The sequence below is a fragment of the Psychrobacter sp. L7 genome (assembly GCF_002810365.1).
Taxonomy (GTDB): Bacteria; Pseudomonadota; Gammaproteobacteria; order Pseudomonadales; family Moraxellaceae; genus Psychrobacter; species Psychrobacter celer.
Window position 1 is genome coordinate 138,317 of record NZ_NEXR01000009.1, and the last position, 17,905, is coordinate 156,221.

14 protein-coding genes and 1 pseudogene are annotated in these 17,905 nt (G+C 48.8%); 1 reads left to right on the forward strand and 14 read right to left on the reverse strand.

Annotation, left to right across the window (positions count from 1 at the left end):
• Positions 1–51: 51 nt before the first annotated feature.
• From CAP50_RS09625 to epmB, 5 genes are all read right to left on the reverse strand, one after another.
• Entirely contained in the window at positions 52–1,080 is a 1,029-nt protein-coding gene (locus tag CAP50_RS09625) for an AAA family ATPase (RefSeq protein WP_100749854.1), read from the reverse strand.
• 48 nt (positions 1,081–1,128) lie between these two features.
• Complete coding sequence (locus CAP50_RS09630) at positions 1,129–1,587, reverse strand: c-type cytochrome (protein WP_075100521.1); 459 nt, start codon at positions 1,585–1,587, stop codon at positions 1,129–1,131.
• Positions 1,588–1,643: 56 nt separating this feature from the next.
• Positions 1,644–3,728, reverse strand: a complete 2,085-nt coding sequence (locus CAP50_RS09635) for an EAL domain-containing protein (RefSeq protein ID WP_075100520.1) — start codon at positions 3,726–3,728, stop codon at positions 1,644–1,646.
• A 293-nt stretch (positions 3,729–4,021) separates the two neighbouring features.
• Positions 4,022–5,815 (reverse strand): hypothetical protein, encoded by a 1,794-nt coding sequence (locus CAP50_RS09640; protein ID WP_100749855.1) that lies wholly within the window; start codon positions 5,813–5,815, stop codon positions 4,022–4,024.
• A 293-nt stretch (positions 5,816–6,108) separates the two neighbouring features.
• A complete protein-coding gene (gene epmB / locus CAP50_RS09645; protein WP_100749856.1) occupies positions 6,109–7,116 on the reverse strand; it encodes an EF-P beta-lysylation protein EpmB in 1,008 nt (335 codons plus the stop codon).
• Positions 7,117–7,310: 194 nt separating this feature from the next.
• Between epmB and efp the strand changes: the two genes are divergently transcribed.
• On the forward strand, positions 7,311–7,883 hold the full coding sequence (gene efp, locus CAP50_RS09650; protein WP_075100517.1) for an elongation factor P: 573 nt from the start codon (positions 7,311–7,313) through the stop codon (positions 7,881–7,883).
• Between the two features lie 84 nt (positions 7,884–7,967).
• On the opposite strand, the gene CAP50_RS09655 is transcribed toward efp, so the two are convergent.
• The 9 genes and pseudogenes from CAP50_RS09655 to CAP50_RS12950 form a co-directional block, all read right to left on the reverse strand.
• Positions 7,968–9,734, reverse strand: a complete 1,767-nt coding sequence (locus tag CAP50_RS09655; RefSeq protein ID WP_241900732.1) for a GAF domain-containing hybrid sensor histidine kinase/response regulator — start codon at positions 9,732–9,734, stop codon at positions 7,968–7,970.
• A gap of 35 nt (positions 9,735–9,769) precedes the next feature.
• Positions 9,770–10,561 carry a tRNA threonylcarbamoyladenosine dehydratase gene (locus tag CAP50_RS09660; protein ID WP_083608485.1) on the reverse strand — a complete coding sequence of 264 codons (792 nt, stop codon included), beginning with the start codon at positions 10,559–10,561 and terminating at the stop codon, positions 9,770–9,772.
• 125 nt (positions 10,562–10,686) lie between these two features.
• Positions 10,687–11,694, reverse strand: coding sequence for a TatD family hydrolase (locus tag CAP50_RS09665; RefSeq protein WP_100749858.1), 1,008 nt, complete (start codon positions 11,692–11,694; stop codon positions 10,687–10,689).
• 82 nt (positions 11,695–11,776) lie between these two features.
• Positions 11,777–11,950, reverse strand: a complete 174-nt coding sequence (locus CAP50_RS12735; protein WP_172953113.1) for a hypothetical protein — start codon at positions 11,948–11,950, stop codon at positions 11,777–11,779.
• Between the two features lie 259 nt (positions 11,951–12,209).
• The gene (gene gspD, locus CAP50_RS09670; RefSeq protein ID WP_075100515.1) at positions 12,210–14,453 is read right to left on the reverse strand and encodes a type II secretion system secretin GspD; all 2,244 of its coding nucleotides are present in this window, start codon (positions 14,451–14,453) and stop codon (positions 12,210–12,212) included.
• Between the two features lie 204 nt (positions 14,454–14,657).
• Positions 14,658–15,551 (reverse strand): type II secretion system protein N, encoded by an 894-nt coding sequence (locus CAP50_RS09675; RefSeq protein ID WP_241900733.1) that lies wholly within the window; start codon positions 15,549–15,551, stop codon positions 14,658–14,660.
• Between the two features lie 9 nt (positions 15,552–15,560).
• Positions 15,561–16,388, reverse strand: coding sequence for a type II secretion system protein N (gspN, locus tag CAP50_RS09680; protein WP_100749860.1), 828 nt, complete (start codon positions 16,386–16,388; stop codon positions 15,561–15,563).
• 162 nt (positions 16,389–16,550) lie between these two features.
• A complete protein-coding gene (locus CAP50_RS09685; protein WP_100749861.1) occupies positions 16,551–16,874 on the reverse strand; it encodes an H-NS histone family protein in 324 nt (107 codons plus the stop codon).
• Between the two features lie 640 nt (positions 16,875–17,514).
• Positions 17,515–17,898, reverse strand: a pseudogene (locus CAP50_RS12950) (transposase family protein); the annotation flags it as partial.
• Positions 17,899–17,905 lie beyond the last annotated feature (7 nt).

Sequence of the window (17,905 nt, forward strand, 5' to 3'; positions counted from 1 at the left end):
GCTAATAAACGAGCAGCTTTAGAAGTGAGTCTATTATGAGTAAACAGACGGTCAAACAATAACAGCCACTTCTGCCAAAATACGTTGGGCGATGGTCTGCATCGCTTGTCCACCAGTCACATGCGCGGGCACAAAACGCTGACCAAGGCGATGATCGGTGACGGCAGCAAACACCGCTTGAATGTCCTCTGGTGCCACCTCCTGATGCCCCGATACATACGCATAAGCCTGCGCCGCACGCTGTAGCGACAGCACACCTCGCGGCGACAGACCATGATACTCCGAGCTGGCGCGTGTCTTTGCAACCAGCCGCTGCAGATAGTCCAAGACCACATCGGCGACATACACGTGCTTGACGCCTTGCTGCGCCAATAGTACCGCCTCGGTATCAAGTACAGCAGGCAAGCCTTTGAGCAGCTCGCGGCGGTCTTGACCTTTTAACAGCTCACGCTCAGCGGCAGGCGATGGATAGCCAAGCGAGATACACAATAAAAACCTGTCGAGCTGCGACTCAGGCAATGGATAGACGCCTGCTTGCTGCAATGGGTTTTGAGTGGCAATGACAAAAAATGGCTGCGGCAGCGCATAGGTTTGCCCATCTTGCGTCACTTGCCGCTCCTCCATGGCCTCTAGCAGCGCGCTTTGGGTTTTGGGGCTAGAGCGGTTGATTTCATCCGCAAGTAACAACTGCGTAAAGATCGGCCCTGGCCGAAACTCAAAGCGCTGTTTTTTTTGCTCAAAGATACTCATGCCCAAAATATCAGCGGGCAGCATGTCATTGGTAAACTGCACACGATTAAAGCTTAGGCCAAGCAGCTGAGCTAGCCCTTGTGCCAATGTGGTCTTGCCCATACCAGGCAAGTCTTGTAGCAATAAATGACCACCCGCCAATATACCACTGAGCGCCAGCTTAATCGCCTGCGGCTTATCTAAAACGATGTGGTTTAGTTGCTCAAGCAGCTGAGCTATTTTTTGCTGATTGTGCTGATAGTCAGCGGCACTCAAGGCCGCCGTATCTGCCAGCTGCGGCGCTGGTTGAGAGGTGGTGCTAGAAGCGGGGTCGATCGCGGCATGGCTCATAGTCAGTTATTGGCTCATTTTGGATGAATAAACATAATAAGTCTGCGATCAATTGGCATCATCGGTCGCAGGCGGCGCGGCCCTTAGGGTTGACAGATAAGCAATCACATCTGCTCGCTCTTTTGCATCCGGCATCGGGTCTGAGAGCATTTTTGAGTCTGGCATACTCTTTTGCGCATCGGCGATATAAGGGTCTAGTGTCTGTGCATCCCATACCCAGCCTGACGCCTTTAATCCTTCACTATAAGTATAATCCTCGAGGGCGGCGGCAGGCGCGCCGTAGATATTCATCAGCTGCGGGCCTTTTTTGTTCAGCCCTGCATTGAGCTGGTGGCACTGACCGCAGGCATCTTGATAAATGATCGCACCGTTGTCGGCATCGCCCTCAGTATATAGCGGCAATGTCACAGGGTCACGGTGATCAGCGGGCACTTGCTCTCCGCACGCACTGAGCAATAAAACAGCGGCAACAAGGCCGCACAAACGATACTGACGAATAATAAACATGTTTGACAGTCTTCAGTTAAAAGGTATGACAGATAAAAACAGGATGAGGCATGACGTTATGAGACTTTTATGGTCGCGCTGGGCGCTTCTAGATAGTACCCTTGCAAATAGCGGGCGCCCACACTCCACGCCACCGACATCGTCGCGGCATCCTCGATATATGGCATGAGCACGTCAGCATGGACCTCAGAGGTACGCACAATCAAAGACTTAACCGTATTTAGATTATCCGCAGAATTGATGTCTTGGATATAGCTTCGCGCCAAACGCACCATATCTGGCTGCACAAAGCTGGCAAGTTCGATAGACTTAGCAGATGAGCCAAAGTTATTGATACCTAATTGACAGCTGACTTGTGTCAACGCCGAAAACTGGGTTTTGGCGACGGTCAGATAGTCTAAGATATCTTTTTCATTAAACTGCAGTGTCAATACTCCAGCAGCACCGCCGACCGCCTTGATCAACTGACTGGCCACATTTGGCAGTTTTTTGTCGACCAGCGACGCCCCAGTGAGCTGCACCAACAGTCTGGCCTCAGGATGGGTCTTACGGACTTCGTTTATTTTTTTGCAGGCATTGATTAGTACCCAGCGGTCGATTTTTTCTAATAAATTATGCGTCTTGGCGACAGCCATGAACTGATCAGGGGTGAGTACGGTATTGTCAGCATCTGCCAGCGGTAAGCGCAGATACACCTCAAAAAAGTCGCTACGGTCTTTGTTAATGTCATATATGGGCTGAAATGACAGATCAAAACGATTGTTGGTAATAGCATCGACCAAAGACTCAGCCAGTGCATGATCATCACTATTGGCATGCTCACTTGGGTCATACAAGTGGTAGGTCCCGCCATGATTGGAGGTCTCTATCATGATTTGATTGATGGCATCGATAGCCCGCTCAAGCAGTACATTGGGCGCTGCAGCGTTTTTCTCTATCTTCACGATACCAATACTGACGGTAGTACTGGTGGTACGCTTATCGACTTCGATAAACATCTCACTAATGCGTGTGACAATGTGCTGTGCCAAATCTTTTAGCTCGCTGGCGCTTTTGTCTTCGACAAGCACCGTAAACACCGTATCACTAAAGCGGCTCACATGCCCGTCTTCTATCAGCTCATCTAACATATAGGCGACTTGCTTGACCGTCGCATCGACCCCTTGTAGGCCCAAACTGCTTCTTATTTTACCCACATTATCAAGCTGAATATACAAAAGCCCTGCTGTCAGTAGCCCTTGTCTTGCTTGCTCATACACCAGTGCCATTTGTTTTTCAAAACCATGGCGGTTGTCGATACCAGTCAGTTTGTCTTTACGCTCAGCCTCCGCTAAACGCTTGGCCACCTCAGCGCTGTTATTGGTGTTTTGCTGAATGATAACTTGGGTGACAGGCTCACCGTCTAGGGTGGCTGAGGCAAGCTGTAGTTTGGCTTCAAAGGTGCTACCATCTGTACGTTTGCTTTCAAACTCAAACTCCACCTCTTGTCGATTGCCTTTGTCAAACTGCCGCAAAAACTGTTTAAAGCCTTTGACACTATCCCCGCCTGAAATCAAATCAACGACTGGCACGCCGATGGCATCGTTCATGGTTTTAAAGCCAAAAAGCTGCAGATAGGGGTCGTTGGCAAATATATGGATGCCTTGATCGATATAGGCGACCGCGCTTTTGGAGTTTTTAATCAAGACGTTCGCGCGTTGCTCCGCCTCAGAGATGACATGGCGCAGCGTCTTTAGCTCACGGCGGCTGCGCAAGTTGTCATGTTGCAAGCAAATAGCCATCACCACTGCCATCTCTTGCTCGGCTTTGAGTGCCTTGACCATTGTACCGCTGACGATAGCTGGCAAGCCGTCGTCATTTTGTGCGGTGGCTGCCGCCTCATCATGAAACAGGCAAATCATCGGCAAATCAATACTCTGCTCTTGCACGATGCCCACCACTTCGGTGAAGTTCATGTCATAAGCACTGCCAAACACCAATACATCCCATGGCTGACGCAACAGCCTTAGCAGCTCTTCTTTATCGTCCAAAAACCCCAAATTCACACTGTCATAATAAGCGCTCAATAACTGCACAAGTCGCTCAGCATAGAGCTGATCATCATTGATGACTAACAGGTTTAGGATAGACTGAGTGCGCATAAATGGCCTTTTAATCTTATGATCATACGATCGTATTTTATCAGTGATGTTTGATACCTGAGCTTGCTTGCTCAGTGCTTAGTCAGCAGATTGGGTATCGCATCAATAGAGTAACAATTTGTGCCATTATAGACAATAACTGCACCCCCTGCAGGCGAGTTTCATTAGCGGGGGTTCGCGCAGTATGTTTTGGTACTTATCCATGATTCAAATACAAAAACACAAACTTTATCGTGTCTACTACAGGCCCGATAAAGCTTGCCTCAAATCAAACAATAGTGATGGTAGTCAAACTATAAGCGTAGCACTTCATATTGACTAAACTCATCAGTCATTAATAAGCGTCGCCCCAAACGTAACGGCGTCTGCTGCTGATTGATACGCATGATGACCCGATCATCGACCTGAAAATGGGCGGTTGGGACAATGAGGCTTGCCACAGTTTGAAGCTGCTCGTCTTTCCCCATGATAAAAGCTGGCACAAAGTGCCGGTCACGCGTGTCATCACCATCGACACGTAGACCGCAAGCTGCTGGATTGTGTCCGAGTACCTGCCACTCAATCTCTGGCGTAGCGCCATCGGCATTGACCCAGCGAGTCAGCCCTATCGAGCAATCAAGGGTGGTCGCGATCTCAGTGCGACATAACAAAAAAAGCCTCATGATCTGTAATGGCACCGGCGCGGCCACGCACTCATCACGGGTTTTATGACTGGTGTCATGTTGGATACCTGCATCTATAGGTAGAGGACTCAAATCGAGCTGCCCAGTCCGCGTCGGTGGTTGACGATCTGGTGGCATACTCTCTGGCTCAGCGCGCAGTCGCAAGATGCGAAACAACGATAAGGTATCATTGCCATCAAATGTCTCAGCGTTCAACCGCGTATGAGTGTTGGTGGGCAGCTGACGGGTATCATAGTGAGGTCGGTGTGCCTCTGGCAGCTCGTTTGCTACAATCAATCTGGTGAAGCTGCAGCCCTGACTGGCTCGGTAATGCATGTCGTTAAACCCGCTAATCACCACAGCGTCTTGCTTTGAGCTATACTTGGTTGGCAACGTCAGCTGAAGCTGTAGATAGCGATACGTGAGCGTCATGATTACTTTATTGAGCAGCGCGCACGCCACCGCCTCCCGGCCCTCTCTTATCAATGCCTGCCTGCGTGCCTGCAGATAGGTAATCATCGGTGTCAGCTCTATAAATAAGCACTCATACCGATCCTCATAAGGATTGATGCATGAATGAGCTGTCAAGTAAGTGGGCGGCTGACTGTCTTTTAAATTGACAAACACTCGGGTTTCACTCTCAGGCTCTATGGTGGCGAGCAGATGCTCGGCCCACTCAGGCAACAAGCGCTGCACCAACAAAATATTAGGGCGACGCATGGCACGTACGTTCAATAAACTGTGCAAACATAGCTGACAGTACAGTCGGTGAATGCTGTCTGCGCGCTGAGTGAGCGTATGGGCGCTCAGATTCATCAACGTGAGGCGCTGCTGATGAGCAAGATAATACAGCTGATTGATCTTAGACCATAAGTACGATGACGGCTTTTGGTAGCAGAGCGCCGCCTCGCCTAAGAGCTTTTGATACATCAATAGTGACTGATAGATAGCAAGGGCGAGCACGGCTGATGCGCGCTTTTCATGGTTGAAATAACGCTGCCAACCGTTTTTTGTAGCAGATTTATCGGGATGGATGGAGCTTGTCATCTCACGCTGTATGACACCATCATAGATCATGATAATCAAATAATATAACGACCGAACTTGAGCCACGTACGCCATCTGCGCCTTACTAAAGGCAGCAGTCTCATAAATATAGTGTTGGCGCAGCGCCACAATCAATTGCTCGGCGGCCTCGATGACATAAGCGGTGAGCTTAAGGCGCTGCTCATCCTCCATATCCGCTGCCTGCAAGACCTTCAAAATCTCTTCTAGCCGCTCAGCTTGCGCATCATGTGTCTGTGACGGCAGACCGGTCAATAGTGTCTGCAAATAGCGCACTTCACTATCAACAGAACGCCTTGCTGTCGTTGACTCCAGTTTTGTAGTAGACAAATACTTTTGAAACGTCGATAGGGTAATCATCCAGATTCCTAATAACTTTTAATCCTAATAACTTTTCGTGATATCGAATAGTTTGGCAGCAAAGCCGTTTTGTCAGACAGGCAAGCGAGAAAAGCTGATGCCAGTTGCACGTTAATATCAGCGTATCGATTTTACTTCGCATGACTATACCTCAATGCCATCTTTACCCGCACGCTTGATAAATCCTTTACCAAGCGTCACTATCGATATTACTTGTTTGGTAGTCAGCAGCTCGCCCACTCTTTATTAGTCATTCTTTGTTTACTAATTTTTAATATAGCATATTTTGTATATTAAGCATCATGGTAAATGTTAACCGGCACTTTAAAGGGTTTATTCGGTAATTCTCTGACCATTTTGGGTACCAGATACCCCGGCAAAGCCGCCAGCAGCGACCAGTATAGCTTCACAGCGGTGTGTTCATCACTATCAAAATGGGCCGCGCCTGCCACTTTATCCAAAACGTGTAAATAATACGGCAGCACACCTGCGGCAAACAGGCGCTGACTGAGCTGTGTCTGTATCGCCACACTATCATTGATGCCTTTTAACAACACCGCTTGGTTGAGTAACGTAATGCCAGCGGCTCTTGCACGCTGTAGATACTCCGCCGTCAGCGTGTCAATCTCATTGGCATGATTGCAGTGGATGACCATCACAATTTGACAGCGGCTTTGGCCCAGCCTATCTAATAGCGGCGCATCCAAACGCGCAGGAATCACAAGCGGTAAGCGCGTATGCAGACGAATGGTGGTCAGCTGCGGAATGGCCTCAAGCGTCTCCAGCCATGCAAACAGTCGCCTGTTGGTCACATTTAGGGGATCGCCGCCACTTAAGATAACCTCATTGATTTCAGGGTGCGCTGTGATATAGTCAATGATATGTGCTTTGGCATCGGCGGTGGGCATATTGGCACTATAATCAAAGTGCTGACGAAAGCAGTAGCGGCAATGAATCGCACAAGCCCCCGTAATGGTCAGCAGCACTCTTGATTGGTATTTGTGCAGCAGGCCTTTGATAGGGTTCTGGTCGTTTTCCGCTAGTGGGTCCGCCACGTAGCCTGTGACCTTGATTTGCTCTTGCTGATCAGGCAAGACTTGTTTGAGCAGCGGATCCTCGGGGTCGCCGACTTTCATTTTTGCAACAAAAGCACGCGGCACTCGCAGCGCAAAGTGTTTCGGCACATAAACCTCTGTACGTAGCGTCTCAAGCTTTAGGATGCTAAGCAATTCATCCACGGATGTAATGGCTTCGGATAATTGCGTTTGCCAGTTTTTTTGTGTGATTAAATGGTTTATCATGACAGCCTATTACCTGTGCCCAAAAGCCGCTATTATACGCCCTTAGTGTCTACCCTATCAAAGTATCCCGCCTAGCCTATTTTGCTAAGTGCGACAGACACAAGTGATGGTATAAGCTTTGGCGCAATAAGCCCTGCAACCACCAGCACATAGCATAGTGATACCCCCTACCTACAAACCCTTAGGAGTCTCTTGTGGCAAGTTTTTCTACCAATGAATTTAAAGCAGGTCTAAAAGTCATGCTGGATGGCAATCCTTGTGCCATTCTTGAAAACGAATTTGTCAAACCGGGTAAAGGTCAAGCCTTTAACCGCGTCAAACTGCGTAACCTTCGTAGTGGCAAAGTACTTGAGCAAACGTTTAAATCAGGCGAAAGCTTGGAAGCCGCTGACGTACTAGACACTGAAATGAACTATCTATACAACGACGGTGAGTTTTGGCACTTTATGCATCCAGAAACCTTTGAGCAGCTGCAAGCCGACAAAGCGGCCGTTGGTGATGCGCCAAAATGGCTGAAGGACAACAGTAATGAGCTTTGTGTCATTACTTTGTTTAATGGCGTACCCTTATCCGTCACGCCGCCAAACTTTGTCGAATTGCAAATCACAGAGACCGATCCTGGCGTACGCGGCGACACTTCAGGCGGCGGCGGCAAACCTGCCACGCTAGAGACTGGCGCGGTTGTACGTGTACCATTATTTGTCCAGCAGGGCGAAGTGGTCCGTGTGGATACCCGTACTGGCGACTACCAGACCCGTGTCAACTAGTCGACACTTACTGTTAACTGATTATTACTGAGTACAAAAAAAGCTTAACCTTTATGATAAGGGTTAAGCTTTTTTATTGCCCCGTTATTCTTGATTGGATGACTGCTGAATCAGCCAATACTGCACCAGCGCATTGAGCTGCTCTTGTTTAAAGGGTTTGGTGCAATAATCCTGCATCCCAACCTTGAGATATTTTTCACGCTCGCCATCCATCGCGTTGGCCGTCAAAGCGATGATCGGCGGCAAAGACTGCGGATCATAGAGCTCGTGTAGCTTGATGGTGGCCTGTACCCCGTCCAAAATCGGCATATGATGATCCATCAAAATCAAATCATAGCGATCAGGCGATACGGCAAATATCTCAAGCGCTTGCTGTCCATCAGTGACATGTGTGACGACATGCCCACTGTTGGTCAAGGTTTTTTTGGCAATAATAGCGTTTACCGCATCGTCTTCGACCAGCAATATATGACCTGCCCGCTCATGACTTGGCTCATCTGTGATGAGCTCATTGGCGTTCTGCCAAGTTTCATATTTGGCAGCATCGATGGTTGGCAGCGGTAGCAGGACACTAAACGTCGTGCCAACGCCCACTTCGCTGTCGACATTGATTTCACCACCCATCAAGTCTACCAACGACTTACAAACAGACAGCCCAAGTCCTGTACCGCCATAAAGCCGGTGCGTCGACTTATCCGCTTGATCATAGGCATCAAATATCGCCTCTAACGACTCAGGCTTGATGCCTACCCCCGTGTCGGTCACCTCGATACATACGGTCATATAGTCCGCAGACACCGCCGTATCATCGGCAGTATGGTCAGGGTGGTCGGTGTCGTCGGCACAGTAGTGGCAGTTGGGCACGTGCTTGACCGCGATACTCACCCGACCCCCTTCACGAGTAAACTTGATGGCATTATTGACCAAATTGGCGATGATTTGTTTGAGCCGTATCGGGTCGCCTTGTACATAAGGCGATAGCGATTCAGTATAGTGATAATCTAACATCAGCCCGCGCTGACGTGCCTTTATCGCAAAGAGGCTCACCACCTCGTTGCATAACGTGGAGAGATTGAGCGGAATGGAGTCAATGGTCATTTTGCCAGACTCAACTTTTGATAGGTCCAAAATCCCATTGATAATCGCCATCAAATGCTCATTGGATACCTTGATATTGTCCACGTATTCTTGTTGCTCGTCACTAAGCTCCGTCTCGCTTAGCATCTCCACCATACCGATAATGCCATTCATCGGTGTCCGTATCTCGTGGCTCATATTGGCCAAAAAATCCGACTTCATCTCATTGGCATGCTTAGCATCGCGCTGCTTGTCCTGTAGCTGTAACGCATCTGCTGCGATCATGGCAAATTGCGCCAGTACCTTGGCTTGCGGCTCATCAAAGTCGTCGTGCGGCTTGGTATCCATCAGGCACAAAGAGCCCAAGCGAAAGCTTTTATGATCCTCGTGTAAGATAATGGGCGCCCCTGCATAAAACCGTAAATGCGGTGACTCGGTAATCAAAGGGTTTTGGCTAAAGCGGCTGTCTTTTGATAAGTCCGCCACCACGAACACATCATTGGAGAGCACTGTATAATTACAGATTGCCACTTCACGTGAGGTTCGGCATACCTCACCTAAGCCATGAGCAGACTTGAGATATTGCGTCTCCTCGTCCATAAAGGTGATGGTGACAATCGGCATGCCAAAAAAAGACTTGGCAAGCTCTACCAAACGCTTAAATGCAGGCTCATCATTGTCATTGAGCACTTGATACTTTCTTAGCTTGTTGATGCGCGCAGCTTCATCGACTGCGACCGGATAGCTGAGCGTTGGCAAGTTGGTTGTAGACAAGATGGACTCCATTTAATAATCTCAGACGGTTGGCATTACGCGGTCTGCTTTATCAATAACTGTAACGCTTCGCTCACCATGACCATGGCCACCACTGAGGTGACGACGACGGCTGAGCCATAACCACCACAATGCAAGCCCCCTGTTTGACAGCTTTTATCTACCCGTGGCGGCTCTGTAGAGTAGACACATTTGATACCAAACTTATCTTTTAGCTCGCGATTGATGCCTTTTTCGTGCCGGAGCTTGTTGCGTAGCTTGGCCAGTAGCGGGTCTTGATAGCTCTCACGCAAGTCACTCACTCGAATTTGGCTTGGATCTATCTTACCACCAGCGCCCCCAGCACAGACCAGTTTTAATTTGTTAAAACGGCAGTGCAACGCGATGGCCAGTTTGGCATTCATATCGTCCACACAGTCGAGCACCACCATCGGCTTGCCCTGCTGGGCGGCTGTTTTGGCCGCATCGCGACTGGGCAATAACCCTGCGACATTCTCTACTGTCAAAAAATCATCGACCAAGTTTACGGTGATTTTTGGATTGATCTCCTGCAGGCGTGTGGCCATCGCTGCAATTTTACTTTGACCAAAGGTGCTGTCTAGTGCCGGTAATTGACGGTTGACATTGGAGGCGACCAACACGTCCAAATCTATCAAGGTAATGGTGCCGACCGCGGTTCGAGCCAGCGCCTCTGCTGCCCAAGAGCCGACACCGCCCACCCCGATGACATAGACGTGAGCGGCGGCAAAGGTGTCTGCCGCTGCTGCGCCATAAAGCGTCTTGGTGCCCTGAAAGCGGCGCTCATACTGCCCATCTTCGGCTTGCATCGCCAAAGGCGCGTTGCTCACCGCTTCATTTATTTGCTCAAAACTTTTTGTATCACTTATCACAGGTTCAACGCTCTTTTAAATTGAAATGACTTGTCTACATGATGCTTGATTTTCTACTCCCATTATACGGGATAAGGCCAACGCGTTTGTAAAGCATCATTGCTGTTTTGCCATAATTGTTTGGCAAGCTCGTCGATGGGTATCTCGAGCAGCTCACTGAGACTCGCCAGCACCCATGGCAAATTGGCCGGTACGTTCCTATTGTGAGCGCATCCCGCAGTAGACGGCGCGCCCCACTCATCATCTGGAGACTGGCCTAATGCCGATGCGCTGTCGCCTGCCGTCTGACACATGATGGGTGTCATATCAGGGCAATCCGTCTCTAACACCAAGCAGCTGATGCCATACGCGTTTACCGCCGCACTAATCGCACGGCGCAGTTTTTTGGCATTGGGATTGGTGACTTGCCCTGTCACTCCCAGCTTAAAACCGAGTTTGACAAAAGCCTTGGCTTCTTGCTCGCCGCCGCTAAAACTATGGGCGATACCACCGAGCTGCTGCGCGTCGTAGTCGTGCGCTTTTAAAATAGCCAGTGTCTCTGCATGTGCCTTACGGATATGCAGCATCACAGGCAACTGATGCGCCACTGCCATGTCTAGCTGTGCGCAAAAAAACTGCTGCTGCTTAGCAAACACGGCAGGGACTTTCATGGCATCTGTAAACGTATCTAGTCCAATCTCACCAATAGCAATAGGGCGCTTTTGCCCCAATATCTGAGCCATATCCGCCAAGTGCTGGTCAGTATGCTGCTCAATATAAAAAGGATGCAAACCTAACGCAATATGCGTGACAGGCATCGGCGGGTGGTCGCGATTGTCCCAGTCTTTGTCTTGAATTGCATCAGTCGCCGTGAGTGCGTGCTTGGTCTCATACATACGCTCGAAATGACGCGCCAAATACCCCACCAGTACCAAATGATGCACCCCTCGCTCATAGGCTTGTTGCGCAAGGGTTGTGCGGTCATGATCAAATACAGGCGCATCAAAGTGTGTGTGCGTATCGATGAGCGGGTAGATAGTAGATATCCTCTCATGGTCATGGCTAAGGGTTGATGAGTCGCTAGCAGTCATAATCGTCACTCCACGGCACGTATTGGGTCTCTGGCAGCTATCTTTACCTTGGTTTTTTGCATCGCCGCTTGATTAGGGCGTGTCATGAGTGGTCTGCGCAGCCCTCATGGCAGCGCGTGGCAGACTGCCTGCTACTACGCCGAGGAATCAGTAACAAAGCCGCCGCGGTTAGCCCCAAGGCCAGCCATTTTTTTGTTGTCTGTTTATGGTCTTTATGCTTGTTGTCTTTATGCTTGTTGTCTTTATGCTTGGTCATTTTGATGCTCTGACATGGTAACTACTCTTGATATTTGCCTAGTTTTCTTGGCAACTGATACCAACAATCATTCATTGCCCATTATTATACGGCGATATCAAGTGTGCTATGTGTATCTGTGTTATGAATGCGCAAGCTAATGTACGATGTCATGTACGTGATTACATCATGATCCGGCCCCATAAGCGCCTTGGCTTTATGCCGGATTGTTGATATGAATTAAAAAATTGGTGAATTAAAAACCAGCCACCATCAGCCATTAGCGCTTTAACGGATAGGTGGTGATACCGCTGCTTGGGCTGTCCACTTTTGTAAAGCCTTGCGGCGCAGCAGTTGGGGTCTGATCGCGCTTGGGTACGAGAGGATTAAGCGGCATCAGCTCATAGTCGGCGCTGACATTGCCATTCCAGCCCTCTGTACCGCTCAGGGGCAACTGTTTGATTGTGCCGTTTTTATCAATGACCAGCTGTAGCACGCGCATCTGATTGTATTTACGCTCAGTGACACTCGCGACCGCACCGCCATCACGTAAGATGGTGGGCTGCAAAAATATGATTAGGTTGCTTTTTTGAGTGCTGTCGTTGTCTGAGCGAAACAACCGACCAATCACAGGAACATTGCCTAGCCCTGGGACTTTTTGTTGGCGGGTGGTGGTGTTGTCACGCATCAGGCCACCTAAGGCGATGGTCTGCTGATCGTCTGCCAAAATCGTGGTATTAATCAGGCTTTTATTGGTAATCAGTCCGCTCGCGTTGCCAGTACTGCCAGGCACCACCGATGAAACCTCTTGTGAAACCTCAAGGCGTACCGTGCCATTGTCACCGATATGCGGAATGACATTGAGATTGATACCGATGTCCTGACGATCAATGGTCTGAAAAGGGTTGGTCGAGGAGTTACCACTGGTCGTATAAGAACCTGTGACAAAAGGTACGTTTTGCCCGACCAAGATACTGGCTTTTTCGTTGTCCAACGTCAAGATAGAAGGCATCGACAGCAGATTGGCACTGGTCGTCGAGTCAAGCGCTTGTAAGATTGCGCCATAAAACTGAGTGTTGCCTTGGCTGTCTTTGCTGCTATCACCGATACCGACCAACGCGCCTGCTATCGAGCCAGCAGCGGCGCTGATACTCGACCCACCTGCTAAAGCGGCGGCAGCAAGCGAGGTGGCACTAGCGCCTACGTTATTGAAGTTGACCACGCCGTAGCCGCTATTGGCATTGCCCAGCGCCCACTGTACGCCAAGCTGGGTGGCATCATCGCCTGAGACTTCGACGATCGCTGCCTGAATCAACACTTGCGCGCGGCGACTGTCTAGCTGGTTGACGGCATCTTCGATCTCAAACATCAGCTCAGGGGCGGCGTTGACGATGACGGCGTTTTGGGTTTCATCAGCGATGATACTAAAGGGTCGCCCATTTGCACTGGCGCTGCCAGTACCAGCGCCTGCAGAAGACAACGCCGATGCAGCCGTACTATTCGTACTGGTATCGTTGGCAGCACTGCTCAGTCCTGCCCCTGCACTACTGGCGTCGTTTAGTGAGGCAGATTCCAAAGTAGAGGTCGCCCCTGCACTATTGATCGACTGATTGGCCAGCAGTCCGCGTAGCATCTCTGCAATATGACTGGCACTGGCATACTTTAAACGAAAGACCCGTAAGCCGCTAAGACGCCTGCTAGGCGTGGTATCTAACTGATTGACCATCTCTTGTACTTTGGCGATCATCTCAGGGCTACCCTTGACCAACAGCCTATCGCTGGCACTATCAGCAATCACCTTCAGCTGATTACTACCGCCTTGTGCTTGCCCGCTGCCTGCATTAGAGACCAACGCGCTGATCAGCTCCATCATGCGCTCAGAATCGACATGGCGTAGCGGTATCACGCGCAAGCTATCATTGACATTGCTGTCCAAATCACGGATGAGCGCCGTCAGCTGATTGAGGCTATCGGCGCGATCAGACAACACCAGCGCATTGACACCAGGTACCGCCGCAGCATGGGCAGACTGCGGCATCAGGGGCCGAATGACGCCCAATACTTCTGCCGCCTGAGTATTGGTCAGATAAATCACGCGTGTGGCCAAGGACTCACCGACACTATCTCCGCGCAAATCGACGGCGACGCCAGATTGCTTGGCGACATTATCAGGCACCAGCTTGACCGTCGTACCAGAATCAATCGCGGCAATGCCATTGACCTGCATCACACTCAAAAACAGCTGGTAAATCTCATCACGTGATAATGCTTTGTTTGAAATCACCGTTACATTGCCATTGATACGCGGGTCGAGGACGAAGTTTTGATTGGTGATGGTCGCCACTTCATTGATAAACGCCTTGATATCAGCGTCTTGTAAGTTGACCTTCCAGCTCTCAGCACTCGCAAGCCCTGTACTGGCAGCCCACAGCGGTATCGCCAGACATAAAGGACGGCACATACGCATCAGACGCTGCATAATACGCTGCAAAGGCGTGACTGAAAATTTGTGAGAACTGACCATATTGATAATTACCTGCAGTGATGTTGCTAAATATGTACTGGCTTTAGGTCAAAACCTACCTAACCAGCATTTAAAACCACTATGTGAGCGTGAGGACTCAAACACAACGATACAACTGAGCGAATGCCTCATCCATCTGGTGATGGACTTACTATAAATGCGATAAATACAAAGTCACACCTTGCTGCAACCTGTTAAATGGCATCAAAACTGCTGCCGAATGGTGATCACTTGCTCGCCGCGCTGCACTTGTATCTGCGCCTCGCCAGTTTGCTGGACTTGCTGCAATATGCCCGCGTCTTGGGCAGGATTGTTGCCCACATTTTGCCCATTGACCGTGATGACCTTATCCCCTGGCTCAAGACCCAAGCGATTACGCAATTGCGCTGGCATCGCCGCCGTTACTTGATAGCTCTCTCCTGACGCCATCACCCCCATTCTACTCAGATAGCTGGCGGGGTTTTCTTGCAGCTCGGTGACCGCCTCGGCGATGGCTGATTGCGGACTACTGTCACGATCGTCGTGGCCTGTCATGGCCGCCTCATTGTCTATATCAGCTGGCGGCGGCGCGGTGGGCAACATCGTATGATCTGGCAAACGCTGGTTGCTCACCGCGCCTGCTATGTTATCGCTTTGATCCAGCGGCATCGCCTCAACCATTCTAATCACAGTTTGCTTGTCAAAGGCATCAGCGATGACGACAGCATTCCAATCGACGGCCACCAATGCATAGTCGCTACCTGTCAGCGTATCACCGATACGATAGTTTTTTACCTCACCATTGACATCGAGTAATGCCGACGACTGGCTCTCTGGCATAGCGAGCAGCACCCCTTTTAACTCGACATTTGGTGGCGGCTGTACAGGCGCTGCACTCGGCTCGGGGTCAGCGAAGATCGCAAACAAACCTGCGTTGTCATTGCCTGAAGCCGTGCTGCTTTGTAATGGCGCTAAGGGCAAGGCTGGGGCGAGTGGTGCCGCCAGCAAGAGCCAAAATAGCCGCGCCGCTGTCCAGCACAGCCATACCATGGCCAAAAACAGCAACCAACCCGAAAAACGATTTAGGATATTGAGGACAGGCTTGAGATTTGCGCTCATATTCAGCATTTACTGCGCCCCCAAACCAGCCAATAACGGCTGACGCACACTGACGACTGGCGTGTCTTGCGGCGCTTGTCCTTTATAGTCGGGCATATTTTCTAGCAGACGTTGGGTCAAACTGACATCCAGCATATTATCGCCATCGATATATAAGTCACCCAAGCGCTTGTCTTGTTGGTTTAGTAGATTGATATGCAAAAGGTTTTTGTTGTTTTTTTGCTCAGCGCTCAGCTCAGCACGCAGCGCAGGCATGGTGATATAAAATACCTTACCGCCACTTGGATAGCCAACCTCGCCGCCCACCCACGTAAGCTGACCATCTGCTTGGCTAAAGTCTGCTGCCTTGGCACTGGTCGCTGACTCATCGGCGGTACCGCTAGCTGTCTGACGTTTGAGCGAGACATTATTGACCTGAATTGGTGTATTGGGCAGTTGCCAATCGATGATACTGGCAAGGGTGGACGGAGCAATTTTGCCACTCATATTATCTACCTGCCACGAGTGCCAGCCTATTTTTACTTGTCCATGCAGGCGGGTTTGTTCTGATTGAATCTCAACCTTGGCGCCGAGCTTACCGAGTAGCAACTGCCATGGCTGCCATGACCAGTCGGCTGTCCCCGTAAGCGAGCTTGCTGCCACAGGCATCTGCCAAACAGCAGACCCTTGCCAGAGACTGCCCGATACGTGCTGCACATAAGGCGTATCTGGCGCATACTTGTTGAGCACCCATGCGGCAGGCATTTGCAGTACCGCAAATAGCGCAAAGAGCACCAGCCCAACGAGCCACCACAGCTTACGGGGACGCTTATGAGACGACGCAGATACTTGGGGCACAGTGTGATAACTCTTATATAAGACAAAAACGTCATTATCATAACAAACAATGGCATACAGATGACAGAAAAAAAGCCAGTATCTTTTTACCAAAAGACTGGCAAAAAAGATACTGGCTTTTATCTGATGCTTGGCTCAGCAACCAGACGCTGGCTGTGCTCATTAAATAGCAAAGTCTTCAAGTTTGCGACCTGCGGCCAACGCCTCTACCAACCAGGTAGGCTTGCGGCCACGGCCCGTCCACGTCTCTTCGCTGTTGTCAGTATTGCGGTATTTAATACTGCGTTTTTTCTCCAGCGTCTCACCAGCTTTTAAAATCTCTTCGATGGTGGTATTGCTGTCTTCTGCAATTTTTTCGAACTGCATATAAGCGTCATATAAACGCTGATGCTGTTTTTTAGCGATAAGTTGCTGAGCATTTTCGGTAATGGCACGTAGCTCATCAACGCCTAAACTATCCAAATCAATAGCACTATTTTTAGTCATAATAAATCCAACTCTATAATAAAATAACAATCTTAATGACCCAATGAACCATTAAGGACGTGACTGACTCAGTATCTGGTTATCATTTAATCATATGATAACGGCGTTAAGATTATAAACCCATTCAATTACATCTGGTTTAAAATAGCTCAATATCGCCATACTCAAACCAAAAAATATTTTGGGTCATAAAACTTATCCGCAAAAGTAATATAAACAAAAACATCGCTTATCACAACAGTAGTTTTTTATACGTTTTTGTATAGGCTCAGCAGACAGTAAACTTAAGTAAATTTTTAATCCGCTATTACTCCCTATTATTTCTTAATCTTATAAGCAATCGCATTTAATAACGAACAAACTTTGTTTTTATTAAAATAAAAAATTCAATAATAAAAACAGATATAAAAAAAGAGCCTATTCACATAGGCTCTATCTAATTTAATCAACACTATTAGATTACGTATTCCTCAAAAAGGTTATATATACCTATTAACAGACCAATAACTTCAAAACTATACAATGCAAGCTCTTTATTGTATTTCACACCTAAACTGTAAAGTAAATTGTAAATAATATCAATTTTATAGCTCTAAACTTTACACTTTTCTTAATTTATCAATTAGACCTCTTGCAAAAGTCATAGATTAAGCTCGGAATTAATGATACCAGCAAACAGCTTCATTCTAAGATCATAGCGCTGACGACGGTTGCGATATTTATGAGCCACGATTTTAAACAACTTGATTAAGCCTATTTTGTGCTCAACCATAATACGAAACTTAGCGAGATAGTGATTGGCTTGTTTGCATATCTCCAATAACTGACCCCCACGAGGTTTCTTAAATGGTGTGAAAGTTTGGTTATGTAGCTTTGCTAACCCTTGATAACCACTGTCTGCTAGATAGTTAGTRTTCTCAGGTAACCAATCAGGACAAGTATCTTTATACAGCTTAAAATCGTGGATTGACCCTTTACAGGTTTGCACATCAAGTATCAAACCAGTTTGCCAATGAACGATAACCTGCGCT